Origin of the sequence: Paraburkholderia sp. J8-2, from assembly GCF_905220195.1 — a bacterium.
Taxonomy (GTDB): Bacteria; Pseudomonadota; Gammaproteobacteria; order Burkholderiales; family Burkholderiaceae; genus Paraburkholderia.
Window position 1 is genome coordinate 12,477 of the sequence record NZ_CAJMZA010000018.1, and the last position, 23,915, is coordinate 36,391.

26 protein-coding genes are annotated in these 23,915 nt (G+C 64.3%); 14 read left to right on the forward strand and 12 right to left on the reverse strand.

All coding sequences use genetic code 11. The features are described from left to right. Positions 1-61: 61 nt before the first annotated feature. Positions 62-310: a hypothetical protein gene (locus U5A52_RS29030; RefSeq protein WP_321915477.1), complete on the forward strand. Its 249-nt coding sequence runs from the start codon at positions 62-64 to the stop codon at positions 308-310. Between the two features lie 45 nt (positions 311-355). Here U5A52_RS29030 and U5A52_RS29035 read toward each other — a convergent pair whose 3' ends face one another. Beyond that, positions 356-1,351 (reverse strand): D-2-hydroxyacid dehydrogenase, encoded by a 996-nt coding sequence (locus U5A52_RS29035; RefSeq protein ID WP_321937141.1) that lies wholly within the window; start codon positions 1,349-1,351, stop codon positions 356-358. A 264-nt stretch (positions 1,352-1,615) separates the two neighbouring features. Here U5A52_RS29035 and U5A52_RS29040 point away from each other — a divergent pair, with 264 nt between their 5' ends. From U5A52_RS29040 to U5A52_RS29055, 4 genes are all read left to right on the forward strand, one after another. Next, the gene (locus U5A52_RS29040; protein WP_321937142.1) at positions 1,616-2,806 is read left to right on the forward strand and encodes a CoA transferase; all 1,191 of its coding nucleotides are present in this window, start codon (positions 1,616-1,618) and stop codon (positions 2,804-2,806) included. Between the two features lie 15 nt (positions 2,807-2,821). After that, positions 2,822-3,799 (forward strand): hydroxymethylglutaryl-CoA lyase, encoded by a 978-nt coding sequence (locus tag U5A52_RS29045; RefSeq protein ID WP_321937143.1) that lies wholly within the window; start codon positions 2,822-2,824, stop codon positions 3,797-3,799. Between the two features lie 13 nt (positions 3,800-3,812). After that, positions 3,813-4,196, forward strand: a complete 384-nt coding sequence (locus tag U5A52_RS29050) for a VOC family protein (RefSeq protein ID WP_321915473.1) — start codon at positions 3,813-3,815, stop codon at positions 4,194-4,196. A gap of 192 nt (positions 4,197-4,388) precedes the next feature. Beyond that, positions 4,389-5,294 carry a LysR family transcriptional regulator gene (locus tag U5A52_RS29055; RefSeq protein WP_321937226.1) on the forward strand — a complete coding sequence of 302 codons (906 nt, stop codon included), beginning with the start codon at positions 4,389-4,391 and terminating at the stop codon, positions 5,292-5,294. A 69-nt stretch (positions 5,295-5,363) separates the two neighbouring features. Here U5A52_RS29055 and U5A52_RS29060 read toward each other — a convergent pair whose 3' ends face one another. The 4 genes from U5A52_RS29060 to U5A52_RS29075 form a co-directional block, all read right to left on the reverse strand. After that, a complete protein-coding gene (locus tag U5A52_RS29060) occupies positions 5,364-6,809 on the reverse strand; it encodes an MFS transporter (RefSeq protein ID WP_321915472.1) in 1,446 nt (481 codons plus the stop codon). A gap of 243 nt (positions 6,810-7,052) precedes the next feature. Beyond that, the gene (locus tag U5A52_RS29065) at positions 7,053-8,330 is read right to left on the reverse strand and encodes an SUMF1/EgtB/PvdO family nonheme iron enzyme (RefSeq protein WP_321937144.1); all 1,278 of its coding nucleotides are present in this window, start codon (positions 8,328-8,330) and stop codon (positions 7,053-7,055) included. A gap of 134 nt (positions 8,331-8,464) precedes the next feature. Continuing rightward, a complete protein-coding gene (locus U5A52_RS29070) occupies positions 8,465-9,220 on the reverse strand; it encodes a helix-turn-helix domain-containing protein (protein ID WP_415764778.1) in 756 nt (251 codons plus the stop codon). A gap of 182 nt (positions 9,221-9,402) precedes the next feature. Next, positions 9,403-9,864, reverse strand: coding sequence for a universal stress protein (locus tag U5A52_RS29075; RefSeq protein ID WP_321915470.1), 462 nt, complete (start codon positions 9,862-9,864; stop codon positions 9,403-9,405). A 328-nt stretch (positions 9,865-10,192) separates the two neighbouring features. Between U5A52_RS29075 and U5A52_RS29080 the strand changes: the two genes are divergently transcribed. Then, complete coding sequence (locus U5A52_RS29080; RefSeq protein ID WP_321937228.1) at positions 10,193-11,755, forward strand: MFS transporter; 1,563 nt, start codon at positions 10,193-10,195, stop codon at positions 11,753-11,755. A gap of 139 nt (positions 11,756-11,894) precedes the next feature. Here U5A52_RS29080 and U5A52_RS29085 read toward each other — a convergent pair whose 3' ends face one another. After that, positions 11,895-12,485: an acyl-homoserine-lactone synthase gene (locus tag U5A52_RS29085; RefSeq protein ID WP_321915469.1), complete on the reverse strand. Its 591-nt coding sequence runs from the start codon at positions 12,483-12,485 to the stop codon at positions 11,895-11,897. Between the two features lie 168 nt (positions 12,486-12,653). On the opposite strand from U5A52_RS29085, the gene U5A52_RS29090 reads away from it, so the two are divergent. Beyond that, positions 12,654-12,968 carry an XRE family transcriptional regulator gene (locus U5A52_RS29090; RefSeq protein WP_415764775.1) on the forward strand — a complete coding sequence of 105 codons (315 nt, stop codon included), beginning with the start codon at positions 12,654-12,656 and terminating at the stop codon, positions 12,966-12,968. Here U5A52_RS29090 and U5A52_RS29095 read toward each other — a convergent pair. Next, positions 12,952-13,656, reverse strand: a complete 705-nt coding sequence (locus U5A52_RS29095) for a LuxR family transcriptional regulator (RefSeq protein WP_321915496.1) — start codon at positions 13,654-13,656, stop codon at positions 12,952-12,954. The genes U5A52_RS29090 and U5A52_RS29095 overlap by 17 nt on opposite strands. 463 nt (positions 13,657-14,119) lie before the next feature. After that, positions 14,120-14,581, reverse strand: coding sequence for a DUF3005 domain-containing protein (locus U5A52_RS29100; protein ID WP_415774069.1), 462 nt, complete (start codon positions 14,579-14,581; stop codon positions 14,120-14,122). A gap of 306 nt (positions 14,582-14,887) precedes the next feature. Here U5A52_RS29100 and U5A52_RS29105 point away from each other — a divergent pair, with 306 nt between their 5' ends. Together U5A52_RS29105 and epsC are read left to right on the forward strand one after the other, a co-directional pair. Beyond that, positions 14,888-15,121 carry a hypothetical protein gene (locus U5A52_RS29105; RefSeq protein WP_321915468.1) on the forward strand — a complete coding sequence of 78 codons (234 nt, stop codon included), beginning with the start codon at positions 14,888-14,890 and terminating at the stop codon, positions 15,119-15,121. 122 nt (positions 15,122-15,243) lie between these two features. Beyond that, positions 15,244-16,173, forward strand: a complete 930-nt coding sequence (gene epsC, locus U5A52_RS29110) for a serine O-acetyltransferase EpsC (protein ID WP_321915467.1) — start codon at positions 15,244-15,246, stop codon at positions 16,171-16,173. Positions 16,174-16,222: 49 nt separating this feature from the next. On the opposite strand, the gene folE is transcribed toward epsC, so the two are convergent. Continuing rightward, positions 16,223-16,888, reverse strand: coding sequence for a GTP cyclohydrolase I FolE (gene folE / locus U5A52_RS29115; protein ID WP_321937146.1), 666 nt, complete (start codon positions 16,886-16,888; stop codon positions 16,223-16,225). Positions 16,889-16,981: 93 nt separating this feature from the next. Then, complete coding sequence (locus tag U5A52_RS29120) at positions 16,982-17,905, reverse strand: LysR family transcriptional regulator (RefSeq protein ID WP_321915465.1); 924 nt, start codon at positions 17,903-17,905, stop codon at positions 16,982-16,984. 330 nt (positions 17,906-18,235) lie between these two features. Here U5A52_RS29120 and U5A52_RS29125 point away from each other — a divergent pair, with 330 nt between their 5' ends. The 5 genes from U5A52_RS29125 to pcaC all read left to right on the forward strand — a co-directional run bounded on the left by U5A52_RS29125 (position 18,236) and on the right by pcaC (position 22,325). Beyond that, positions 18,236-18,943 (forward strand): 3-oxoacid CoA-transferase subunit A, encoded by a 708-nt coding sequence (locus U5A52_RS29125; RefSeq protein ID WP_321915464.1) that lies wholly within the window; start codon positions 18,236-18,238, stop codon positions 18,941-18,943. A gap of 17 nt (positions 18,944-18,960) precedes the next feature. Further along, entirely contained in the window at positions 18,961-19,620 is a 660-nt protein-coding gene (locus U5A52_RS29130; protein ID WP_321915463.1) for a 3-oxoacid CoA-transferase subunit B, read from the forward strand. Between the two features lie 130 nt (positions 19,621-19,750). Beyond that, the gene (locus U5A52_RS29135; protein WP_321937148.1) at positions 19,751-21,118 is read left to right on the forward strand and encodes a 3-carboxy-cis,cis-muconate cycloisomerase; all 1,368 of its coding nucleotides are present in this window, start codon (positions 19,751-19,753) and stop codon (positions 21,116-21,118) included. A 29-nt stretch (positions 21,119-21,147) separates the two neighbouring features. Continuing rightward, positions 21,148-21,936 (forward strand): 3-oxoadipate enol-lactonase, encoded by a 789-nt coding sequence (pcaD, locus tag U5A52_RS29140; RefSeq protein WP_321937149.1) that lies wholly within the window; start codon positions 21,148-21,150, stop codon positions 21,934-21,936. After that, positions 21,936-22,325, forward strand: a complete 390-nt coding sequence (pcaC, locus tag U5A52_RS29145; RefSeq protein WP_321915460.1) for a 4-carboxymuconolactone decarboxylase — start codon at positions 21,936-21,938, stop codon at positions 22,323-22,325. The genes pcaD and pcaC overlap by 1 nt, the downstream gene beginning before the upstream one ends. Before the next feature lie 39 nt (positions 22,326-22,364). On the opposite strand, the gene U5A52_RS29150 is transcribed toward pcaC, so the two are convergent. Continuing rightward, positions 22,365-23,432 carry an NAD(P)/FAD-dependent oxidoreductase gene (locus tag U5A52_RS29150; RefSeq protein ID WP_321937151.1) on the reverse strand — a complete coding sequence of 356 codons (1,068 nt, stop codon included), beginning with the start codon at positions 23,430-23,432 and terminating at the stop codon, positions 22,365-22,367. A gap of 53 nt (positions 23,433-23,485) precedes the next feature. Continuing rightward, positions 23,486-23,734, reverse strand: a complete 249-nt coding sequence (locus tag U5A52_RS29155; protein ID WP_321937153.1) for a hypothetical protein — start codon at positions 23,732-23,734, stop codon at positions 23,486-23,488. Positions 23,735-23,915: the final 181 nt, after the last annotated feature.

Consider the following 23,915-nt stretch of genomic DNA (forward strand, 5'->3'; position numbering starts at 1 on the left):
CCCTTACCGCCGCCGTCCGGCGGGGCGAGCATTACGTTTTGTCAGGTTTTGGGAGAAGTATATGGCAGTCGAGTATCGTGGCTTTCGAGTCACTGTCGATGCGAAAGCAGACGCGACGGACACGCAATGGCTGTGCCGCGCGGTTATGGAAGGTGTCGATGCACAAGTGGAAACGGCGAAGCTGCCTTCCGTGGAGCTTGCCATTCCCAAGCTGAAGATCGATGTGCTGATGGCGCTCAGCGTGGTCGAGCAGTCGGCCAAGCAAGCCGTCGATGAATTTTGGCACGCGAAGCAGCCGGAAATGGCCTGATGTTTCAGGCGCAGGCAATCCCGATGCGATTGCCGCGCCTTGCGCTCAACGCGCGGTCACTACCGCAGTGACCCCCGCAGTGACCCCCGCAGTGACCCCATTGCGCGGCTTGCCTTCGTAATAAGCCGCAATATTCTCGACGAGTTGATCCGCAAGCGCCTGCATGGCTTCATCGCTCGCCCACGCAACGTGGGGTGTGAGGATGAACGCCGGGTGCGAGACGATGGCCTGGAACGGATGATCGGCAGGCAGCGGTTCCTGCGTCACGACATCGAAACCCGCGCCTGAAATCGCGCCGGATTGCAGTGCGTCCACCAACGCCGCTTCATTCACGAGTCCCCCACGCGCCGTGTTGATCAGCAAGGGCCGCCGCTTCATGCGCGCGAACGCCGTGGCGTCGATCAGATCGCGTGTTTCCGCCGTCAGCGGACAGTGCAGCGTGATGATGTCGCTTTCCTCTAGCAGCGTTTCGAGCGGCACATAGCCCGCTTGCGCGTCGTTGCGCGTTTTGCGCGCGGCGAACCGCACGCGCAGGCCGAGCGCGCGCCCCATTTGTGCGACCGCTTGCCCGAGTGCGCCGTCACCAATGACGCCGAGCGTCGAGCCCGCGAGATTGCGGATCGGATAATCGAAAAAGCAGAACTGCCCCGATTCGAGCCAGCGGCCGGCGCGCACGGCGTCGCGATACGCGGCCAGGCTGCGGCGCAGCGCGAATATCAGCGCGAACGTATGCTCCGGCACGCTGTTGCCGGCGTAGTCGCGCACGTTGCTCACGACGATGCCGCGCGCCGCGCACGCAGGCAGATCGACGTTGTCCGTGCCCGTGGCCGCGATGGCGATCATGCGCAGGCGTGTCGCGCCGGCCAGCGCCTCTTCAGTGATGCGCGCCTTGTTCGTGATGACGATGTCGGCGTTGCGGATGCGTGCGGCGACTTCTTCGGGCGCGGTGCGCTCGAACGTTTCCAGTGTGTGATCGAAAGGCAGCGGGCGAAGCTGCGTCTGGGGCGCGAGTGTCGCGCGATCGAGAAAAACGACGTGCATGGTTTCCGGCCTGAGCGAAAGAGGGGCAGTACGTGTATTGTCGCGCACCGGGCGTCAGGGTGGTTTGCCCGATTCGCCAACTGACTTTCCGATGAGGAAATTCACAGCAATGCCGAGCAGGATGAGAAACCGACCGGCGCTTCCAGTGCTCTCGCAGCCTTTCCATTTGCTCAAGCCAGATTGAGCAAGCATCGATTATCAAAGGGTGCGGTCGGGTTCATCATGTCTCCCACAGTCAGTCGCAGTCAGTGAGGAGACACAGCCATGCCACGACCACTCGAAGGAATCCGCGTGCTGGAGCTCGGGCAGCTCATCGCGGGTCCGTTTGCCGGCCGCATGCTCGCCGAATTCGGCGCGAGCGTCATCAAGGTGGAGCCGCCCGGCGTGGGCGATCCGCTGCGCAAGTGGCGTCTGCTGCACGACGGCACGTCGGTCTGGTGGGCCGCGCAGTCGCGTAACAAGGAGTCCATCACGCTCGATCTGCGTACGCCCGAAGGGCAGGACGTGATTCGCCGTCTCGTCGCGCAAACCGACGTGCTGATCGAAAATTTCCGCCCCGGCACGCTCGAAGGCTGGGGCCTCGGCTGGGACGAACTCAGCGCGATCAACCCCGGCCTCATCATGTTGCGCGTCTCGGGCTATGGGCAGACGGGACCGTATCGCGACCGGCCCGGCTTCGGCGTGGTCGCCGAAGCGATGGGCGGCTTGCGCCACCTGAGTGGCGAGCCCGAGCGCACGCCGGTGCGTGTGGGCATCTCGATCGGCGATTCGCTCTCCGCGCTGCATGGCGTGATCGGCATCCTGCTCGCGCTGCGGCACCGCGAGCAGCAGGGCGGCAAGGGTCAGGTCGTGGACGTCGCGCTCTACGAGTCGGTCTTCAACATGATGGAAAGCCTGTTGCCCGAGTATTCGGTGTTCGGCGCCGTGCGCCAGCCGGCCGGCAGCAGCCTGCCCGGCATCGCGCCGAGCAACGCCTACCGCTGCAGCGACGGCAAGTACGCGCTGATCGCGGGCAACGGCGACAGCATCTATCGGCGCCTGATGGAGCTGATCGGGCGCCCGGACCTCGGCAACGATCCCGCGCTCGCGCAGAACGACGGACGGGTCGCGCAGGTCGAGCGCATCGACGCCGCCATCGGCGAGTGGACCGCGCGCCAGACGCTCGACGAGGTGCTCGCGGCGCTCAACGAAGCGCGCATTCCGGCAGGGCGGATCTACGACGTCGCGGACATCGCGGCCGATCCGCATTACCAGGCGCGCGAAATGATCGTGGACGACACCTTGCCCGACGGCACAGCGGTGCAGGTGCCGGGCGTGGTGCCCAAGCTGTGCGCAACACCCGGCACGATCGAGCGCAGCGCGCCGAAGCTCGGCGAGCATACCGACACGGTGCTGGAATCGATAGGCGTGCACGCCGCAACGCGCGCAGCATGGCGCGAGCGCGGCCTGATCTGAACGGAGAGCGGCAAGATGGGAATCGGACATAACGAAAGCTTCAAGGGCAAAGTGCTGTATCTCAACGAAGTCGCGACACGCGATGGCTTCCAGAACGAAAGCGCCTTCATCGACACCGACGACAAGATCGCGCTGATCAATCGCCTGAGCGCATGTGGCTACGCGAAGATCGAGGTGACCTCGTTCACGTCGCCCAAGGCGATTCCCGCGCTGCGCGACGCCGAGGCGGTGATGCACGGCATCGAGCGCGTGCCGGGCGTGGTCTACACGGTGCTCGTGCCGAACGTGCGCGGCGCGGAGCGCGCGCTGTCGTGCAACGTGAATGAAGTGAATCTCGTGATGTCGGTGAGCGAGACCCACAATTGCACGAACTTGCGCATGACGCGCGAGCAGTCGTTCGCGCAGCTGCGTGACGTGATCGATGCGGTGCGCGGCACGGGCGTGGCGATCAATGTTTCGCTCTCCACAGCAATGGGATGCCCGATGGAAGGCGACGTGCCCGTTGAAGACGTGCTCGGCTGGATGCGGCGTTTCGCCGAACTGGGCGTGCAGGGCGTCACGCTGTGCGATACGACCGGCATGGCGTATCCGGCCCAGGTGCGTGCGCTGTGCGAGCGCGCTTCGCAGGCGTTTGGTGCGCTCGAGCTTACGCTGCATTTCCACAATACGCGCGGCATGGCGCTTGCCAATACGCTCGCCGCGCTCGATGCGGGCATCGTGCGCTTTGACGCCTCGCTTGGCGGCCTGGGCGGCTGTCCGTACGCGCCGGGTGCGAGTGGCAACGTGTGCACGGAAGAACTCGTGCACATGCTCGAACTCGACGGTTACGACACCGGTGTCAATCTCGCCGCCGTGCTCGACGCCGCCGCGCTGTTGCCTGGCCTGATCGGCCACGACGTGCCGAGCCAGATTCTCAAGGCCGGCCGCCGACTCGACCTGCATCCGGTTCCCGAACTGACGCAAGGCATGCCCGTACAACGGGCATTCTCATGACAAGGAGCGAAGAATGGCGTTGATCGACCACCTCGACCATCTGGTGCTGACCTGCGTGGACCCCGAGGCCACGAAGCACTTCTATACGGAAGTGCTGCAAATGCAGCTGGAAACCTTCGGCGCGGGGCGGCTTGCGTTTCGTTTCGGCAACCAGAAGATCAATCTGCATGTGCGCGGCGCGGAATTCGAGCCGAAGGCGCATGTGCCGGTGCCGGGCGCGCTCGATCTGTGCTTCATCGCTTCGGTGCCGCTCGACGCGGTGATCGCGCATCTCGCGCAAAAGCACTGGCCGATCGTCGAAGGTCCGGTGGAGCGCACAGGCGCGACGCAGAAAATCCGTTCCGTTTATGTGCGCGACCCGGACCTGAACCTCATCGAAATCTCCGAGCTGATTTAGGCAGACCCAGCCATTTCGCCAGTTTTCGCCGTTGAACCGGGGGGCGCCGGCGCAGCGGCGAGCACGCCGGCCCGCGTGGCCGGTACGCGGACGTGCATTCCGGCACGTCCGCCTCTCCACCCACGCTCCGTACTTCCTCCCGAGCCCGCGATGCAGGACAATCGTCTCTCGCGCGGCCTTGCCCCATTCATCATGGTCAATCCACTTCACTTCGATCTGCAGTCGCTGCGGGTCTTTCTGCTCGTCGCGGAACATGGCAGCCTCACCAAGGCCGCCGAGCACGGGCAGCTCACGCTTTCGGCCGTCAGCAAGCGCATTGCCGAGCTTGAAAGCGTGACCGATTGCGCCTTGTTCATTCGCCGCGCGCGCGGTGTGGACCTCACGCCTGCGGGCCACGCGCTGCTCGAGCACGCCACGCGCGTGGTCGATCAGGTGAATCGCATGGCCACCGAAATGAGCGACTACGCCGCCGGTGTGCGCGGGCATGTGCGCATGTGGGCGAATACGTCGGCGATCGTGCAGTTCCTGCCCGTCGACCTCGCGTGCTTCCTGAATGAGCATCCAGGCATCAAGGTCAGCCTCGAAGAACGGCTGAGCCACGAAATCGTCGAGGCGCTCGGCGCAGGCAAGGCCGACCTCGGGGTGTTCGCCGACAACGTGCCCGCGCCCGGCATCGAGCGGCGGCTCTATCGCCGGGACGAACTCGTGCTGCTCGTGCCGCGCAACCATCGCTTTGCCGAACTCGACGTCATCCGTTTCGCCGATACGCTCGACGAAGACTACGTGGGCCTGAGCGACGGTAGCTCGCTGCTCGCGCGCATGACGGACGCGGCGTTCGCCATCGAACGGTCGCTGAAGCTGCGCATCCAGGCTTCGAACTTCGACGGTGTGTTCCGCATGATCGAAGCGGGGCTCGGTATCGGCGTGCTGCCGCGCGACGCGGTGAGCGACGAGCGCGGCAAGGCCGGCGTCGTCAAGATCAAGCTGGCGGACACGTGGGCCACGCGCACGCTGTGGGTGGGGAAGAAGGCGGACAGCGCGCCGAGCTCGGACATCTTGAGCCTGTTCGACTACATGTCGGCGCGCGCGGCGCAATGACAACCGGGGCGGCCCCGCATGATGCGGCGGCCGCCCCGATCATCGAGCAACGCGCGAGGTACCAGCCGGTCAGACCGGATTGATCTCGTCCTGGCTGCGGCGCGTAGTGAGCGGGCCAAGCGCACGCAGGGTGACGGCGACGATGGCCAGCGCGGCGGAGATCACGCCGAACATCGCGATCGGGCCGTGCTGCGTAAGCACCGGCAACAGGATGAACGGCAGGGCGCTGCTCATGATGCGCGAGAGCGAGTACGTGCTGCCGATTGCGGTCGATCGCACGCTGGCCGGGAAAATCTCGGCTTGGTACACGTGATAGGCGTTGCTGAATACATTCGACGCACAGGTCGTCAGTACGCCGAAGCATACGATCAACGCAGCCTGCCCGGAATACGCGAAGCCAAGCCCGAAAATCGCAATGGAAATGAGCGAGGCGATCACGAGTGTGCGACGCTCGATCCAGTTGAGCAGCGGCACGGAGAGCAGCGAGCCGATCGGGTAGCCGAGAAACGAGAGCGCCACGAACAGCGTGCTGCCGGTTACGTCGATGCCGCGGCTTTTCACGACCACGCCTGCAAGCGTGCCGAAGCCGTAGTAGCCGAAGGCCTGGAACAGGTGAAACACGACGAGCATGAGGTACCGTTTGTCATAAGGCGCACGACGCAGCACGGCGATGCGCTCGGAGAGGCGCAGCGGGTGCTGACGCGTTTGCGGCTCGGCGAACCGCTTGGGCATCTGCGCGCCGGCGCTTTGCGCGAAGCGGCCCAGCATCGCATAGGCTTCGTCCGCGCGGCCTTGCGCCAGCAGCCAGCGTGGGCTTTCGGGCAGACGATGCTGCACGGCCAGCACGAACAGGGCGCCCAGGCTGCCGATGGCGAGAATGATGCGCCATCCCGCGATGCCGCCCAGGTGCAGCGGGTTGAGCCAGACCGCGAGGAAGCCGACCAGCGGCACTGCGACATACGAGGTCGTATAGGCCCACGCAGCGAGCCGGCCGCGCTTTTCTTTCGGCAGAATCTCCGAGAGGAACGTGTCCGCCACGGGATAGATCGCGCCTACGCCCACGCCGGTCAGAAAGCGGCAGGCCACGAGCATGGTGGCATTCACGGAGAATGCGGCGAACAGCGAGAACGCGCTGTACCACACGAGCGTGAACAGGAAGGCGCGGCGCCGGCCGATGCGGTCGGCGAGACTGCCGAGAAAGAGCGAACCGAAAAACATGCCGACGAAGGCCGAGGCGAGCAGGAGCTTGAACGCGAGGCTGTGCGCGTCGAGCCCATACTCGTTTTGCAGCGCGGCGCCGATCGAGCTGACGAGAAAGATCTCGTACATGTCGAAGAAAAGGCCAATGCCGATCACCCACACCACGAAGCGATGCAGCGCGCCCACGGGCATGTCGTCCATGAAGCTGCTGAGCGTGACGCCTTGGGGGCTTTGAAGCGGGGCTTGCGCGGTTAGCGGGCGGCGTGGCGCTTCGCCCGGCGCGCTGCCGCCGAGGTCCAGGGGATGGCTGTTCATGCTGTCTCCAGAATTTTTGATGCCGCGCCATGAGCCGCGGTTGGGGCGCAAATCCGTACGAACGGTACGGAAGAGGCGTGATGGCAAGTGTGGGAGATTTTCGCGAGCGCGAAAATTGAGGATGCGTGAAGCGTGCTTTCCTGCGGGGAAAGGCTAGGTGAGGGGCGGCGGTCCCATCACCCAGACCTGGACTTCGTTACGGCGCGCGCTGCTGCAGCGCTTGCGTTTGAGTAAGGGGATCGATCAATCCCGAACGCAGCGAAAACCCGCATAAACGTATTGGTAGCGCGGCTGGAACCAGTTGCGGAACGTCGGCCGCAACATGCATTGCGCGGTGCGCGGCGACCCGCCTTTCATTGCGTAGTGCTGACCGTCGAAGAAGTTAGCCGAATAGCCCTCGTAGAACGGGAACGCCTTGAAACCGGGCAGCGGCCCGAAGAGCGTGGAGGTCCATTCCCAGCCGTTGCCGTACAGGCCTTCTACGCCCCACGTGCTGGCGCTGTGGGGCGTGGCATCGACGGCCACCGGGTTCCAGTTGCGGAAATCGAAGTTGTCGGTGTGGCCGGGCAGCGCACCGTGCGCCGCACGCTGCCACTGCGCCTCGCTCGGCAGCGCCATGCCGCGCCAGCGCGCAAACGCGCTGGCTTCGGCGTGGCTCACGTACACGGGCCACGCAAGCGGCAAGACGATGTCTTCGAACATCGTGCGCAGTCGCCAGCCTTCGTGGCCGCGCGACCAGAACACGGGGTGCGCCACATGCGTGCTTTCCTTCCAGGACCAGTCGGCGTCGTTCCAGAGTTCGCGCCTGTTGTAGCCGCCGTCCTCGATGAATGCGAGAAACGCGCCGTTCGTCACCATGTAGCGGTCGATCTCGAATGCCGGTACGTCGACCTGCTGCTCGCCGAACTCGTTGTCCCAGCCGAATAGTCCACGCTCGGCGGTCATGCCGAGTTCCGTGCGGCCTGCGGGCACCTGCACGGTCCCGGCCTCGACCGTATGGAGCGGGTCGGCGAGTACGCCCGCGGCGGCGGGCGCCTGCTTTTGCTCGAACGGCAACTGGTGGAGCATGTAGGCGAGTGTTTCGACATGCATGAGCCGATGTTCGATTGCGACATTCAGCAACTGACCCGGCGTGTCGTGATTCGAGGCGTCGGGCGGCAAGTCGAGCGTCGCGAGCTGTGCGTCGATGCGGCTGCGGGCGTCGCGTCCGTAGGCCAGGACTTCAGCGAGGTCGGGCCAGTCGGCGGGCGTATCGGTCGGCAGGCCGCCATCGACGGGATCGATGCCGAATGCGAACAGCTGGTCGAGACGCACATCGGCGGTGGGCAGATCGAACAGACGCTTGTCGAAGAGGTTACGGTCAAATGCTTCCAGATGACCGATATAGAACACGATGCGGTGACGTTCGCGAATAGGCCGCTCGTAGAGAAACTCGGGCTTGACGACGTTGAAGAGCGCGTCGCTGGCGCTGCGCGCCGCTTCAAGGCGAGCAGCGAGCGTGGGCGATTGCGGGAGAGGCATTTCGGCGATTCTCCTTGCGTAGGCGTAGAACGAGACTTTAACGCTGCGCAGGAGTTGTGCCAACGGCGATGCCGCGCCGGTGAGGCGCGGCACGGGCAACCCGGGTGGCCGGGCCGCCCGGGGTTTGCCGCGAATTACAGGTGCCGCAGACCTTCGAGATCGATGATGCGGATCAGCTTGCCCTGTGCGTCGATCAGGCCGCGCTTTTGAAATCTCGACAGGGTGCGGCTTACCGTTTCGAGCGTCATGCCGAGATAGCTGCCCATGTCCTCACGCGTCATGCGCAGGTTGAACTCGGCGTGCGAGTAGCCGCGCTGGCCGTTGCGCTCGGACACGTCCAGCAGGAACGCGGCGACGCGTTCGTCGGCGGAGAGCGAGCCGAGCACCATCATTTGCGACGATTCGCGGATAAGCTGCTCGCTCATGAGGCGGTGCAGCCGGTCTTGCATGGCGCCGGTTTCGCGGCACAAATGCTTGAGCGCCGAGTAGGGAATGATGCAGACCGAGCTGTCTTCGAGCGCCACGGCGCTGCAGGTGTGAAAGCCCGTGCTGATGCCGTCGAGGCCGAGCGGGTCGCCGGCCAGGCGCAAGCCGGTGACCTGCTCGCGGCCGTCGCGATGCGCCATGACCGTCTTGAGCGAGCCGGAGCGCGCGACGTAGAGATTGTCGAACGCGTCGCCGGCGCGGTACACGGCTTCGCCGCGCCGTACGCTGCGCGCGGAGCAGATCAGCGCTTCGAGTTTGGGCAGGTCGTCGAGGGTGAGGCCCTGGGGCATGCACAGGTGCCGCATGGCGCAAACCGAACAGCGCGTGGACGTGCGCGGTGCCGTCACGGGCGTGCGATTGCTGCGGCGCACAGTGGTATGGGAAACGACGTTAGGATTCAGCATCGACAATGCTCCTTTGATCTCTGTCCAGGCATTGTCTACCGGGGTCGAATCTCAGATTGGTGGCAAAGTGACGCGCTTTTGAGATGCTTGGTGTTGCGCCTTGTCAGAAGGCGCTTGCGCGCCGTCTGACGGAGCGCAAGCGACTCTTCAATAACGTGCAAAACAGCGTGCACGTAATGTGACTACTGGTCGGCATTTCCCGCGGCTGACGGAATGAGGAGGACAGGCAGGGTGGACTGCCGCACGCAGCGTTCGGCAACGCTGCCGAGAATGAGGCGCTGGAAACCGCGGCGGCCGTGCGTGCCCATGACGATCAGGTCGGAGCCTTCGGTCTTCGCGGCGTTGAGCACGAGCGTCGGGACGTCGTCGAGCGAGGAGGCTTCGCCCGTGAGCATGGCGCCTTGCACGCCGCGCTCGCTCATCGCCTTGTTCATGTCCTCTGCGAGTTCGTTGCCCTGGGCGATCATCTGGTTGCGCAGGATCGAAGGATCGTAGCCGGGCGCGTCGAAATACATGGGCGTGTTCTCGATCACGTAATACGGCTGCAGGGTCGAGCCCATGGCCTTCGCCAGGTCGAGCGCGGCTTCGAACGCGCGGCGCGACGTGGCGCTGCCGTCGACGGCGACAAGAATGCGTTTATACATAAGACCTCCTCTGTGAGTGGGATCGAGAAATCGCGCGGCCTCGGGCGATGCCATGACGAGGTGGGCGCGGCGTGTCGTGACTGTCGAAAAGCTTAATGGATCGCAAGTAAAGATGCAGTCGGACTGTATGAAATGTGGAAGGAGCGGGAAGGAAGATCAAGTGGGTTGCGTCGGAATACCGCAGGGCCACCAGGATTCCATTGGCTATTTCGTCATGTTGCACGCGCACCGTCATACCGCTATCGTTGCCTCTTTTTCGCTGCGCGCAGTCTTCCCTCCCGTGAAATCTTCCTCCGCTAACCTGCCGTTTCGCGACGCGTTGCTGGCCATGCTCGGCATCGGCCTCGTCAACATGCTCGTCGCACTCGATCAAACCGTTGTCAGCACCGCTTTGCCCTCGATCGTCGCCGAACTGCACGGCTTCGAGTTCTATGCCTGGATCGCGAGCGCCTACCTGCTGGCCTCGGTCGTGACGGTGCCCGTGTTCGGCCGGCTCGGCGACTACTTCGGCCGCAAGCGCTTCGTGATTGCCGCCGTGATCGTGTTCACGGTGGCCTCCGTGCTGTGCGGACTCGCGACCGACATGCGTTTTCTCGCGGCGGCGCGCGCGTTGCAGGGCGTAGGCGGCGGGATGATGGTGGGCACGGCGTTCGCCTCGATTCCCGATCTCTTTCCCGACCCGCGCGCGCGGGTGCGCTGGCAGGTCGTCATGGCGGCCGCCTACGGCATCGGCACGGCGGCGGGGCCGTCGCTGGGTGGCTGGCTCAGTGAGCATTTTGGCTGGCGCTCGACCTTTCTCGTCAATCTGCCGGTTGGCGTGCTTGCACTTTATTTCATCTGGGCGCATCTGCCGCGCTACCAGCCGGCGCGTACCGGCGACGTGCGCATCGACTGGACGGGTGCCGCGCTCGTCGCGCTGGTGCTGGGCGCGTTCCAGACCTTGATCGAGGCGGTGCCCAAGAGCGGCCTGACGACGGGCAACGCCGCGCTGGCGGTGGCGGTACTCGCCGGCGCTGCGCTATTGCTCGCCTGCGAACGCCGCGCGACGCACCCGATCATTCCGCTCGACCTGTTCCGCGATCCGCAGCTCGTGACGCTATTTACGCTCTCGACGCTCTCGGGCTTCGTGATGTTCTCGCTGATCTTTTTCGCGCCGCTGCTCCTGCAGGGCGGCTTCGGGCTGTCGCCCCAGCAGGCGGGCCTGCTCGCCACGCCGATCGCCGCCTGTATCGCGCTAGGCAGCCTGATCAATACGCGTATCGTGATCCGGCTGCGCAAGCCCACGACGATTCTGACGGTCGGCTTCAGTCTGCTGGTCGCGGCATCCGCCGGTCTTGCCTTCGCGTCCCGAAACACGGAGCACCTCTGGCTCGAGCTGGCGATGTCGGCCGTGGGTATCGGGCTCGGCTTCATCCTGAACAATCTGAACGTGTTCGGCCAGGAGATTGCCGGGCGCGAGCGCTTCGGCATTACAACCGCCTTGCTGCAATCTACGCGCATGGTTGGCGGCATGCTCGGCACCAGCGTCGTGGCGACGATCGTCAACCATCGCTATGCGGCCGGCGTGGGGGATGCGCTGGCGGTGATCGGCGCGCCACTGCAGCAGCGCTGGCAGCCTCAGCTCGCCGATCCGCGCGTGCTGATCGACCCGTCGCTGCGCGAGGGCCTGGTTGCGCAGATGAAGGCGGCGGGGCTCGACGGCGCGGCGCTGATCGATGCCGTGCGCCACGTGCTGGTCGACGCAATCCATCTGGGAATCGGCCTGACCGGCTGCGCGGCGCTCGCAGCGGCGCTGTGCGTGGGGCGCATTTCCCACATCCGCTTCAGCCGGAGCGCCTCGGTGGCGCAGAAAAGCGGCGAGCCGAGGGCCGACGAGGTCAAAGCCGATTAAGGCCGGGCACGTTTGGGTTCAGGCGGCGCGCCAGGGTGTTTATTTTTAATTTGTCAGACAAAAACAACAGTCCACATCGCTGAGCGCGGAAATCCGCAGCACCCAGCCTGCGCGAATCCGTCTCTGCGCGGCGCCGCGCTCAAGCGGCGTGCGCCATCGCGCCGAATAGCGCGTGGTGCGTTTGCTGGCTCATCGCGATTTCCAGCGCGACGGCATTTTCCACGCCAATGCGCATCGGCGCGCCAAGCCGGGTCAGTTCGATGCCCGTGCGGCGCAGCAGGCGCTCCATGGGCGTCGTGGTGACCGTCACATAGCTGCTGATGCCCGAGCGGTCGGCGAACGAGACAACGGCGCGCATCGCGTTCATGGTCACGTCGGCGAAGCCGAAAGCCTGGTCGTTGCCCGACTCGATGGCGAAGCGGCTCAGCTCCCAGATGTTGCGGGCCGTGGGCGCAGCCTTGCCCTGGAGCAGTTGCGGGAAGGTGTCGCGCAACATGTTCGGGCCCTCGGTGGGCATCATGCGCCAGCAGCCGCGCACGTGGCCCGTGCCGTCCTGAATCAGCATGTAATGGGGCCCGAGCGCGTCGTAGCCGTCGATTTCCATCCCCGCGATGGTAGGAATGTCCCAGCCCATGCGGTCGCGGAACACGCGCGCGCGCAGCCGGTACATCTCATTGATGTCCTCATTGTCGAAATCCTGTCTCTGTCCGATCCGTATCGCAGCTTGCATGACAACTCTCCCGATTTGTGTGGAAGCGCGGCAGTACGGTTCGAAAGCTATGCGTTATGAATATAAAAAAACACCTATCTAGATAGGTAGGTGCGCAGATAGGGCCTCTTAAGGAGAATCAGTTCCGCGGCAGTCACTCATCAGGCATATCTGACAGCGAGAGTCATCATGGAACTTATGGGCAATCAATGGCACTCGGGTGCGAGCACCATGTCGTCCTCCGGAGATTTGTCTTCGGTCGTCGACCGCGTCCTGATCATTGCGTATCGGAAGAAGAAGAAAGAAAGCCAGCGCCGCTTCTGGGCGCGCTTCGGCGTGACGCAGTCGCGCGGCAGCCGGTTCGAGTCGGGCGCGGAGATTCCGCCGCCGGTGTCGATCCTGCTCGGGCTGTATTTCAACAAGACGATTTCGGACGGCGACCTTGGCCGTGCCGAGCGCGTGTTGCGCGGCGAAGCACCGATGGTGCTTAGCCCGGGTCAATAAGACCCATCTGCGTCGCAATCACGGCGGCCGCCCGCCGTGAGTTGACGCCGAACTTCCCGCGAATGTTCTTCATGTGGAAGTTCACGACGGCCTCAGAGCAATTCAGGATGTGAGAAATTTCCCAAGTGGACTTGCCTAGCGCAGTCCACTTGAGGCATTCCTTTTCCCGTGGCGTGAGCTTGGGAATCAGCGACTGGGCGTGGTCGTTCAGGTGCCGCTGGCTCGTGTCCAGCACGAGATCGCGCAGCAGCACGAGATTCGGCAACGCGCGGTTCACGTCCTCCCAGAAGTTGTCCGTGGGATTGGCGTCGTTGACGAAGCACAGCATGCCCACTTCCTGGCGCGGGCCATGGATCGGCAGCGTGATGCCTGCGCGCAGCCCGTACGAGCGGGCCTCCTCATACATCGATTGTTGCTGCTCGGTCGCGAAAAGCTCCGGCGACCAGATGAGCGGCGCCGAGCGCGTTGTGCAATGCGACACGGTAGGGTCGAAGTAGGCCATGCCGTGGTCGTTGTACGTCTGCCGCCAGGCGGCCGAATAGTTCGTGCGGATAAACGCGTCCTCGAGCCTCATGCCCGGGCGCGGCAGGATAGCCAGCATGAGCTGGCTGAATCCCCACGAACTGGCGAGCTTCGCCACCGCGTCGAACCACGCTGCCTCTTCGGGCGCGTCGAGCACGGGCGACATCTGCTCAATAAAATGTAGAGGCACGTTCAACACTCTCCATCAGCGCTGGGCGAGATCGCGGGGCAAGCCCTCAGACACTCGCTCCTCGCTTCTTATGATGTAAGAATTTATCACTAAATTCTTATCCGATCCCCCCTCGTCTGCAATCCTTCCGCCTTGTGGGGTCATTTCTGTCGGATTTCGGTGACATTGGAGAGAATTTCTGCATTTCCTGAACAAGCGCACCGGTCTGCACCAAAGCATTGCACCGGCACTGAAATAAAGCTGGGCGGCATTTCGAAAGCGGCAAAAGCGTGCATCTCGCCGCGATAATGCCGTCGATTTATCCGCTTTCATTTATTTTCAGGCTTTTCATTTCCACTTTTAACCGCACTCGACTGAATACTGGCTGAATCCGCCAGTGCGTCGATATCGCCTGGATAATCGCAAATGGTTCGCCGCACAACGGGCGGCGAACCATCGTTCAGGGCTTGCGCAGCAGCTCGATCACGCGCGTCGGCCGCATGTGGTTGAGCGCGAAGTGCAGGCGCCCGGGGCTGCGGCGCACACCCGCTTCGCGCTCGGCGTCGCGCTGCCAGTCGTAGAAGTCGCTGGGCGCTTCAGGCGCGCTCATGCCGAGGTCGACGAGTTCGTATCCGGACTCGAGCGCGATCGGCAGCCGGTGCACGTCCTTGCGGCTGTCAAAGCCCGCCAGGCCGTCCCCGGCTTCGGGCACGCTGTTGACGAGCGTGGCGTTCGTGGTCGTCACTTCGTCCGGGCAGATGTAGCCATCGCCCGCGAGGCGCGCAGCTTCGCGGTTCTTGCCATCGGTGTCGACCGAGCTATCGTGCGTGCGGTCGTTGTGGAGTTCGGCGCTGCGCGGCCGCGACGGCGACGCGCTCACGTCTCCCACATTCGCTTTTTGCATGTCGTCGGGACGATTCATGATTCTTCCTCCTTGGAAGATCGGGGTGCCTGCGTTCAGCAGGCAAGTCCGCAAACGCTGTTCCGCTGCAGCGCCGCACCCTTGAATCGGGGTGAAAAGCAAGCCGGTTCGCCAGGAGAACGCCTCCAGCGATTTTGCATTTTTTTCGTTGGTTTGGCCTTTTTCCCAGGAGTATGATCCTCTTTCAACGAGTTGGCGCGCTTTCGATTAATGGGCCGGGCGAGGGCCCATGGCGTGGCTTTGCCACACGATCCTGAATGCACGCGCCACAAAAAATGGACGAGGCAGTCAGGGCGGGTGACACACATGCACTTCGACGCTGCATTTACGCATCGTGGCTATTTGCTGAATTGCGCACCGGCGCGCGCCGGTGACGGCACATATCAACCTTATGTGGTGATATCGCGATCGAGCGATGGCGAACTCGTCGCCAACCGGTTTTTCCCTGCCGATTTGCGCTTCGCCGATGAAGCGGCCGCTATCGCCCATGCGCGCGACTGGGCCGTGCGCTGGATCGACGCGAGCACGGTCACGCTGTGAACGCGCGCGCCCTGCGGGCGTCGCCCGCCGAGAGCGCTTCGGCGAACTCGCGCAAAACGCGGTAATCTCTGGGGTCGATACACTCACTCCTGCGCAGACCTTGCGTCTGCTGCCGCATCACCATGTCCAAAGCTGCTTCCCCCGACTGGGGCCTGGAACAGATCGTTGCCGATCTGCGTGCGTCGCGTGAAGAACGGCACCGCACGCGCCATCCACTCGGCATTCGCGAATTGCCGTCGCGCGACGCGGTCGTCAACATCGTGGCGGGCCTACGCGCCGCGCTCTTTCCCACGCACTACGGCGCGCCCGACCTGACCGACGAGAGCATCGACTACTACGTCGGTCATACGCTCGACAGCACCCTGCGGCTGCTTGCCGAGCAGATTCGCCGCGCGTTGCGCTTCCTGCCGGAAAACTCGCAGGCGAGCGACGACGAACTGCGCGTGCGCGCATTCGAAGTCGCGCGCGAGTTCGGCCGGCAACTGCCCGATATTCGCGCGCTGCTCGTGAGCGACATTCAGGCGGCGTTCACGGGCGACCCGGCCGCGCAGCACATCACCGAGATCCTGCTGTGCTATCCGGGCGTGTGGGCCATGACGCATCATCGGCTAGCGCATGCGCTGCATCGCCTCGGCGTGCCGCTGCTCGCGCGTTTCATCAATGAGATCGCGCATTCGGCCACGGGCATCGACATTCACCCGGGTGCGCAGATCGGATCGAGCTTCTTCATCGATCACGGCACGGGCGTCGTGATCGGCGAGACGGCGATCATCGGCGAGCGCGTGCGCGTGTATCAGGCCGTGACGCTCGGTGCGAAGAGCTTCGCCGCCGACCTCGACGGGGCGCTCGTGAAGGGCAATGCGCGCCATCCGATCGTCGAGGACGACGTGGTGATCTATGCGGGCGCGACGATTCTCGGCCGCGTGACGATCGGGCGCGGCTCCGTGATTGGCGGCAACGTGTGGCTCACGCATAGCGTGCCGCCGGGCAGCAGCGTGCGCCAGGGCAAGATTCGCGAGATCGAGCGGGGCGACGAAGGCCCGATGAAGTGAGGAGGCGAACGGGACATGCCGTCCCGTTCGTTTTCCGCGTGCGGGGTATTCAGGTATTCGCGACGCTCATCGAGCTTGAATTGCCGACGATCGCGAGAAACTCGCGGCGCGTGGAAGGGTCGGTGCGGAACGTGCCGAGCATGCGCGACGTCACCATCTCCACGCCTGCCTTGTGCACCCCGCGCGTGGACATGCATTGATGCGCCGCTTCGAGTATCACGCCCACGCCCTTGGGCTGCAGGATTTCATTGAGCGTGTCGGCGATCTGCGCGGTCATCTTCTCCTGGATCTGCAGGCGCTTCGCGAATGCGTCGACGAGGCGCGCAAGCTTCGAGATGCCTACCACGCGGTGCTCCGGGAGATACGCCACGTGCGCGCGCCCGATGATCGGCACCATGTGATGTTCGCAGTAGCTCTCGAAGCGAATGTCCTTCAACACGATCATTTCGTCGTAGCCGTCCACCTCCGAGAAGGTGCGCGACAGGATTTCGCGTGGATCGACCTCATAGCCCGCGAAGAACTCCTCATAGGCACGCACGACGCGGCCCGGCGTATCGATCAGCCCTTCGCGAGCGGGGTCGTCCCCGGCCCAGCGCAGCAGTACGCGCACGGCGTCCTCGGCTTCGGCGCGTGACGGGCGCGTGTTGGACGCTACGGCAGCGCTCGTTGCGCTCTTGCGTGGCTTTGCTTTTCCGGCCTTTTTTTCTTCGCTCATGCATGGGCTCCTGTCATGTGGCGCGACGTCGCTTTGGCGTGCTCCACGAGCGCCCATTGTTTCATGTTTTATCGCGCCCGGTGCGAGGGCGCATCATTTTGGCCATTCGTCCAGGGCGTCGTTGAAGAGTTCCGCCACGACGCTGCGCAGCCATTCGCCGCGCGGCGCGTTGTGATACTTGCGATGCCAGTGCTGCTTGAGATCGAAGCGCGGCAATGGCAGCGGAGGCTCGACGAGCGTGATCGATGCATGCTCGGACACGTAGGCGAAGCCGATCGCATGAGGCACGGTCGCGATGAGGTCGGAGCGCGTGAGAATGAACGGCAAGCTCATGAAGTGAGGCGTTTCGAGCACCGCGCGGCGGCGCATGCGCCGCTTCTCCAGATACTGTTCCAGCACTTCCTGGCTGCGCCCTTCGGCGCGCACGACGGCATGGCCCATGGCGAGAAACTGCTCGATCGTCATGGCTTTGCCCGCAAGCGGATGGCCGCTGCGCATCATGCAGATGAAGCGGTGCGTGAAGAGGCGCTGCTGGAAGAAGTTGTTGCCGCCGAGATCGGGGAAATAGCCGACCGCGAGATCGATGTCGCCCGACTCGAGGCCGCGCTCGACCTGGCTTGGCGGCAACGACACCGAACGCAGGTTTGCCTTCGGTGCGCGTTGGGCGAACACCTGCAGGAGGCGTGGAAGAAACACGATCTCGCCGACATCGGAGAGTGCGATGGAAAAGGTGTGGGTGCTCGTGGCGGGATCGAAGTCCTGCGCTTGCAGCATGCCCTTCTCAATACGCACCAGCGCGTCGCGCGCGGCGGGAATGAGGCCGAGCGCGCGCGGCGTGGGCTCCATGCCGCGCGAGGTGCGCACGAAGAGCGGATCGCCGAAATACTCGCGCAGCTTGCCGAGCGCCGTGCTCACGCGCGGCTGGCTCACGCCGAGCCGCTCGGCGGCGCGGCTCACATTGCGCGTTTCCTCCATGGCCACGAGGAAGGGGATGAGATTCAGATCGAGGTCTTGCATGAAGGCGAGGGCGGCGCGGCACTATGTCGAAATCAGATAAAGACTAGTCGACGAATTGGAATTCTGGATATTGGGGTATGTGCCCACGGCCCAAGCTACCCTGAAAGCGCGGCAAAAAGTGCGTCCATGCACGAGTCCGCGCGTACCAGCGCAGACATGAAGTAGATTGCCTGTGTGGGCACCCCGTGGGTAGACCCGCCTTGACAAGCGCTTGAATCCACTCCGATAATGCGCTGGACGTTCGCTAAACGAATCAGTGTTCGTATATAGAACTTTTCGCGATCGAGTGACGTGGACCTTCCGCGATGCGCATCGCTTTCAGGAACAGGCATGATCAACAAGATTTTCGACTCGCTTCAAGCCGCCGTGGCCGATGTGCATGACGGCGCCACGGTGATGATCGGCGGCTTCGGCACGGCCGGTATGCCCGCCGAACTGATCGACGCGCTCATCGAGCAGGGCGCGCGCGACCTCACCATCGTCAACAACAACGCAGGCAACGGCGACATTGGTCTTGCCGCGCTGCTCAAGGCGAAGCGTGTGCGCAAGATCATCTGCTCGTTCCCGCGCCAGACCGACTCGTATGTGTTCGACGCGCTCTATCGCGCCGGCGAAATCGAGCTCGAACTCGTGCCGCAGGGCAACCTGGCCGAGCGCATCCGCGCCGCGGGCGCCGGCATCGGCGGCTTCTTCACACCTACGGGCTACGGCACGAAGCTGGCCGAAGGCAAGGAAACGCGCCTGATCGACGGCCGCCACTACGTGCTCGAAGCGCCGCTGCACGCCGACTTCGCGCTCATCAAGGCGTATAAGGGCGATCGCTGGGGCAACCTCGTCTATCGCAAGACGGCGCGCAATTTCGGCCCGATCATGGCGAGCGCGGCGAAGGTCGCCATTGCCCAGGTTTCGGAAGTCGTGCCGCTCGGCGAGCTCGATCCTGAAGTGATCGTGACCCCCGGCATTTTCGTGCAGCGCGTCGTTGAGGTGCCGCAAGCGGCCCATCAAGCGCACGTGCAGCATGGCGGCCAGGCAGCCTGAAGGAACGGAGAGAGGCAATGAAACGACTGAATCGCGATGAAATGGCCAAGCGCGTGGCCGCAGACATTCCCGAAGGCGCGTATGTGAATCTCGGCATCGGCGTCCCGACGCTGGTGGCCAACCACCTCGATCCGAGCAAGGAAATTTTCCTGCACAGCGAGAACGGCCTGCTCGGCATGGGCCCGGCGCCCGCGCCCGGACGGGAAGACGACGAACTGATCAACGCAGGCAAGCAGCACGTGACGCTGCTCACCGGCGGCGCCTACTTCCATCACGCCGACTCGTTCGCGATGATGCGCGGCGGCCACCTGGACTACTGCGTGCTCGGCGCATTCCAGGTGTCGGTGGGGGGCGACCTCGCGAACTGGCACACCGGCGCGCCCGACGCGATTCCGGCGGTGGGCGGCGCGATGGACCTCGCACTCGGCGCGAAGCAGGTGTTCGTCATGATGGAACTGCTGACCAAGCAAGGCGAAAGCAAGCTCGTGAGCGAATGCTCGTACCCGGTCACGGGCGTGGGCTGCGTGGGCCGCATCTATACGGACCTCGCTGCGTTCGACGTGACGCCCGAAGGCCTCGCCGTGCGCGAGATCTATTCGGACATCGACTTCGACGCGCTGCAGAAGCTTGCCGGCGTGCCGCTGATCGACGCGACGCAAAACCGTCGCGCAGCGTAAACTGTTTGTCGACGTGCGTCGTTCGCACGTGCGTGGCGCGGCAACCGTCGGCATTCGTCGACGGTTGCCGCGCCCGCTTCGTTCCATCGGTACTCTCTGAACGCCTGCTTATTTCTACGCGCCACACTCCATGATTGAACGCCTCACGAGCCTGATCTGCGGGACCGAGCCGATGAATGCGGTCTGGTCTCCCGAAGCCACGCTGCAACGCATGCTGGACGTCGAGGCGGCGCTCGCGCGCGCCTCCGCTGCGCATGGCGTGATTCCGCAGTCGGCGGTGGCCGCGATCGCCCGGGCTTGCGCGGCGGACCAGCTCGACGCGCCGGCGCTCGCACGCGACGCGGCGCTGGGCGGCAATCTGGCGATCCCGCTCGTCAAGCAGCTCACGGCGCGCGTGAAGGCCGCCGACGCTGAAGCCGCCAAATACGTTCACTGGGGCGCAACGAGCCAGGACATCATCGATACGGCTACCGTGCTGCAGTTGCGCGATGCATTTGCGCTGATCGAGCGAGGTATCGATGCGCTCTGCGCGACGCTCGCGGACCTCGCGCGCACGCATCGCGCGACGCCGGCGGTAGGCCGCACGTGGCTCCAGCAGGCGCTGCCCATCACGCTCGGAATGAAGTTCGCGCAATGGCTCGACGCCATGCTGCGCCATCGAGAACGACTCGCCGCGCTGCGCGAGCGCGCGCTCGTGCTGCAGTTCGGCGGCGCGGCTGGCACGCTCGCAAGTTTGCGCGACGCGGCGCCGAAGGTGAGCGCCGCGCTCGCGCAAGAACTCGGCCTCGCGTCGCCTGCGCTGCCGTGGCACACGCAGCGCGACCGCATTGCCGAAGCCGCGTCGTTCTTCGGCATGCTCATCGGCACGCTCGGCAAGATCGCGCGTGACATCTCCCTGCAAATGCAGACCGAAGTCAGTGAGCTGGGCGAACCGGCGGCGGCGGGCAAGGGTGGTTCTTCGACCATGCCGCACAAACGCAATCCCGTGGGTTGCGCAGCCGTCCTGACGGCTGCCACGCGCGCGCCTGGCCTTGTGGCAACGGTGTTCGCGGGCATGGTTCAGGAACACGAGCGCGCGCTCGGCGGCTGGCAAGCGGAGTGGGATGCGCTGCCCGATCTCGCGCGCCTCGCCGGCGGCGCGCTCGCGCAGATCGAACAAATCACGGCTGGACTCGAAGTGCGGCCCGAACGGCTCGCGGCGAATCTCGACATCACGCACGGACTCATTCTCGGCGAAGCCGTGATGCTCGCGCTCGGCGACCAGATCGGGCGTCTGGACGCGCATCATCTCGTTGAGCACGCATCGAAATCGGCGGTGCAAAGCGGCCGCACGTTGTATGAAGTCCTCGCGGAGGATCCCGCCGTTACGCGACATCTGGACGAAGCGCGCCTCAAGGCGCTGCTCGATCCGGCCAACTACGTGGGGCAGGCGCACGCTTTCGTCGACGCGGTAGTCGCATCGTACGAAGCGAGTGCAAAACAACGCCCGTCCCATTGATCATAGAAGACACACGAGGAGTAACACGCATGCCTTACGCAGCCGTCAACGACACGCATTTGTTCTACCGCATCGACGGTACGGAGAACCGCTCGGCGCCATGGGTGGTCCTGTCGAATTCGCTTGGTAGCGACGTGTCGATGTGGACGCCGCAAATCACGGCGTTCACGAAGCACTTCCGCGTGCTGCGCTACGACACGCGCGGCCACGGCCACTCGGCAGCGCCGCAGGGCCCGTACACGATCGAGCAACTGACCGGCGACGTGATCGGCCTGATGGACCAGCTCGGCATCGAGCGCGCGCACTTCGCGGGCGTTTCGATGGGCGGTCTGACCGGCGTCGGCCTCGGCGCGCGTTACGCCAACCGTATCGATCGCCTGGTACTCTGCAACACGGCCGCGAAAATCGGCTCGCCGGAAGTGTGGGTGCCGCGCGCAGCGAAGGCTCGCAGCGAAGGCATGCTCGCGCTCGCCGACGCCGTGCTGCCGCGCTGGTACACGCCGGAATTCATCGCGAACAATGCGCTCGTGATGTCGCAAGTGCGCGACGTGTTCGTGCATACCGACAAGGACGGCTATGCTTCGAACTGCGAAGCGATCAACGCCGCCGACCTGCGCGGCGAGGCGCCGTCGATCAAGGCGCGCACGCTCGTGATCTCCGGCACGCACGATCTGGCCGCAACACCCGCACAGGGCCGCGAACTGGCCGAGTCGGTGCCCGGTGCGCGCTATGTCGAACTCAACGCCGCGCATATCTCGAACGTCGAACTGGCGGACGAGTACAACAAGATCGTGGTCGATTTCCTGCTGGAGGCGTGATGAACGACGAAGAACGCTACGAAGCGGGCATAAAAGTGCGCCGCGCGGTGCTGGGCGACGCGCACGTCGATCGCTCGCTTGCCAACCGTACGGAAGTGACCGAGGAATTCCAGAATTTCATTTCGCGCTATGCATGGGGCGAGATCTGGACGCGCGATGGCTTGCCGCGCCACACGCGCAGCTTGCTGACGATCGCAATGATGGTGGCGCTCAACCGCAGCGAGGAACTCGCGCTGCATTTGCGCGCCGCGCGCAACAATGGCGTCACGCGCGACGAAATCAAGGAAGTGCTGCTGCAAACCGCGATCTATTGCGGCGTGCCGGCGGCGAACTCGGCGTTCCATCTGGCAGACCGCATCTTCCGCGAGCAGGACGCTGAACAGGCTTAAGCAGGCCGTTCGACTGAACGCGGGGCACTCGCCCCGCGTTCAGTCGAACACCGGCGACTCCACGCCGAGCACCTTGTGCAGGCGCGTGCTGGTCGTTGTGTACTGCAGATGGATTTTCTTCTCGGGAAACACATGATGCGCGGCGCCGAATGCGGCGAGCGCGGCTTCGTGAAAACCTGAAAGAATTAGCTTCTTCTTGCCCGGATACGTGTTGATATCGCCGACGGCAAAGATGCCCGGCACGTTCGTTTCGAAGCGCGCCGTATCCACCGGCAACTGCTTGCGCTCGATTTCAAGGCCCCATTGCGCGATGGGCCCGAGTTGCGGCGACAAACCGTAAAACACGAGCACGTAGTCGAGTTCCAGCGAGCGCGTGACGCCGTCGCCGCCCGTCACCTTGATGCGCGTGAGCTTGCCGCCTTCGTCGTCGAAGCCGGTCAGTTGGCCGACGATCGACTGCATGCGCCATTCCTCGCATAGCGCGTGCATTTTCGCGACCGTTGCCGGCGCCGCGCGATAGCCCTCGCGCCGATGCAGCAGGATCACGCTCTGCGCGACGTCCACGAGTTGCAGCGCCCAGTCGAGCGCCGAATCCCCGCCGCCGCACACCACGATGTCCTTGTCGCGAAAGCGTTCGAGATCGCGTACGCGATAAAACAGTTGCGTGTCGCGGTATCGCTCGATGCCGCTCAGCTTGAGCGTGCGCGGCTGGAACGAGCCCACGCCCGCCGCGATGAACACCGTTTTCGCAAGAAACTGCGTACCCTTGCTCGTCTGCACGAAAAAGCGGCCGTCCGCGCGCGGCTCGACGATCTGCACTTCCTGGCCGAGGTGGAACGTCGCGCCGAAAGGCTCGATCTGTTTCATCAGCGCATCCACGAGCTGTTGTCCGGTGCACATCAGCACCGCCGGAATGTCGTAGATCGGCTTGTCGGGGTAAAGCTCGGCGCACTGGCCGCCGACCACGGGCAGCGAATCCACTATGTGCGCGTGTATTTCCATCAGACCGAGTTCGAACACCTGGAAGAGTCCCACCGGTCCCGCGCCGATGATGAGCGCGTCGGTTTCGATGAGCTGGGGCGAGAAGTGATCGTTGCGCTCGTTCATCGGCGCGCGCTCCTTGCGAGAAGGGGAATCGGCAGGGGCAATGCTCAAGAGTCCTATTCTTCAGGCTGCACGTCGGCGACATAGCGGCGCAGACAGGCGAGCAGGGCGGCTTCCTCGGCGCGGCTCGCGGCGTCGCTGGCCGAACCCGCGTCGCGCTCTTCGCCGAACATGGCTGCGGGCGCGGGGATCGTATCGACCATGCGGCCGTCGCGGAACACGCGGATTTGATGCGTCGCTTCCACATATTCGGCGATCCAGTGGATGCCCTCGATATGCGTGCCGATACGGACTGGCATCTTCATGAGATTCCCTCCTGGCGCAGCGCACGTCGGTCGATGCGCACGCGCCGCAATCGCGATTGCTATGGCGGATAGGGCAACAATACGCCGATGGCGTGTTCCGTGCTTGATCCCGGTCCCTCGCGCGTCCGGCTGCGGAACCTGGCGGCCGAAAAAAGAAAAGGCGGCCCGAACCCGGGCCGCC

Coding starts and splice junctions, on each gene's coding strand:
- U5A52_RS29030 (WP_321915477.1), top strand. CDS start 62: ATGGCAGTCGAGTATCGTGGCTTTCGAGTCACTGTCGATGCGAAAGCA.
- U5A52_RS29035 (WP_321937141.1), bottom strand. CDS start 1,351: ATGCACGTCGTTTTTCTCGATCGCGCGACACTCGCGCCCCAGACGCAG.
- U5A52_RS29040 (WP_321937142.1), top strand. CDS start 1,616: ATGCCACGACCACTCGAAGGAATCCGCGTGCTGGAGCTCGGGCAGCTC.
- U5A52_RS29045 (WP_321937143.1), top strand. CDS start 2,822: ATGGGAATCGGACATAACGAAAGCTTCAAGGGCAAAGTGCTGTATCTC.
- U5A52_RS29050 (WP_321915473.1), top strand. CDS start 3,813: ATGGCGTTGATCGACCACCTCGACCATCTGGTGCTGACCTGCGTGGAC.
- U5A52_RS29055 (WP_321937226.1), top strand. CDS start 4,389: ATGGTCAATCCACTTCACTTCGATCTGCAGTCGCTGCGGGTCTTTCTG.
- U5A52_RS29060 (WP_321915472.1), bottom strand. CDS start 6,809: ATGAACAGCCATCCCCTGGACCTCGGCGGCAGCGCGCCGGGCGAAGCG.
- U5A52_RS29065 (WP_321937144.1), bottom strand. CDS start 8,330: ATGCCTCTCCCGCAATCGCCCACGCTCGCTGCTCGCCTTGAAGCGGCG.
- U5A52_RS29070 (WP_415764778.1), bottom strand. CDS start 9,220: ATGCTGAATCCTAACGTCGTTTCCCATACCACTGTGCGCCGCAGCAAT.
- U5A52_RS29075 (WP_321915470.1), bottom strand. CDS start 9,864: ATGTATAAACGCATTCTTGTCGCCGTCGACGGCAGCGCCACGTCGCGC.
- U5A52_RS29080 (WP_321937228.1), top strand. CDS start 10,193: ATGCTCGGCATCGGCCTCGTCAACATGCTCGTCGCACTCGATCAAACC.
- U5A52_RS29085 (WP_321915469.1), bottom strand. CDS start 12,485: ATGCAAGCTGCGATACGGATCGGACAGAGACAGGATTTCGACAATGAG.
- U5A52_RS29090 (WP_415764775.1), top strand. CDS start 12,654: ATGGAACTTATGGGCAATCAATGGCACTCGGGTGCGAGCACCATGTCG.
- U5A52_RS29095 (WP_321915496.1), bottom strand. CDS start 13,656: ATGTCGCCCGTGCTCGACGCGCCCGAAGAGGCAGCGTGGTTCGACGCG.
- U5A52_RS29100 (WP_415774069.1), bottom strand. CDS start 14,581: ATGAATCGTCCCGACGACATGCAAAAAGCGAATGTGGGAGACGTGAGC.
- U5A52_RS29105 (WP_321915468.1), top strand. CDS start 14,888: ATGCACTTCGACGCTGCATTTACGCATCGTGGCTATTTGCTGAATTGC.
- epsC (WP_321915467.1), top strand. CDS start 15,244: ATGTCCAAAGCTGCTTCCCCCGACTGGGGCCTGGAACAGATCGTTGCC.
- folE (WP_321937146.1), bottom strand. CDS start 16,888: ATGAGCGAAGAAAAAAAGGCCGGAAAAGCAAAGCCACGCAAGAGCGCA.
- U5A52_RS29120 (WP_321915465.1), bottom strand. CDS start 17,905: ATGCAAGACCTCGATCTGAATCTCATCCCCTTCCTCGTGGCCATGGAG.
- U5A52_RS29125 (WP_321915464.1), top strand. CDS start 18,236: ATGATCAACAAGATTTTCGACTCGCTTCAAGCCGCCGTGGCCGATGTG.
- U5A52_RS29130 (WP_321915463.1), top strand. CDS start 18,961: ATGAAACGACTGAATCGCGATGAAATGGCCAAGCGCGTGGCCGCAGAC.
- U5A52_RS29135 (WP_321937148.1), top strand. CDS start 19,751: ATGATTGAACGCCTCACGAGCCTGATCTGCGGGACCGAGCCGATGAAT.
- pcaD (WP_321937149.1), top strand. CDS start 21,148: ATGCCTTACGCAGCCGTCAACGACACGCATTTGTTCTACCGCATCGAC.
- pcaC (WP_321915460.1), top strand. CDS start 21,936: ATGAACGACGAAGAACGCTACGAAGCGGGCATAAAAGTGCGCCGCGCG.
- U5A52_RS29150 (WP_321937151.1), bottom strand. CDS start 23,432: ATGAACGAGCGCAACGATCACTTCTCGCCCCAGCTCATCGAAACCGAC.
- U5A52_RS29155 (WP_321937153.1), bottom strand. CDS start 23,734: ATGAAGATGCCAGTCCGTATCGGCACGCATATCGAGGGCATCCACTGG.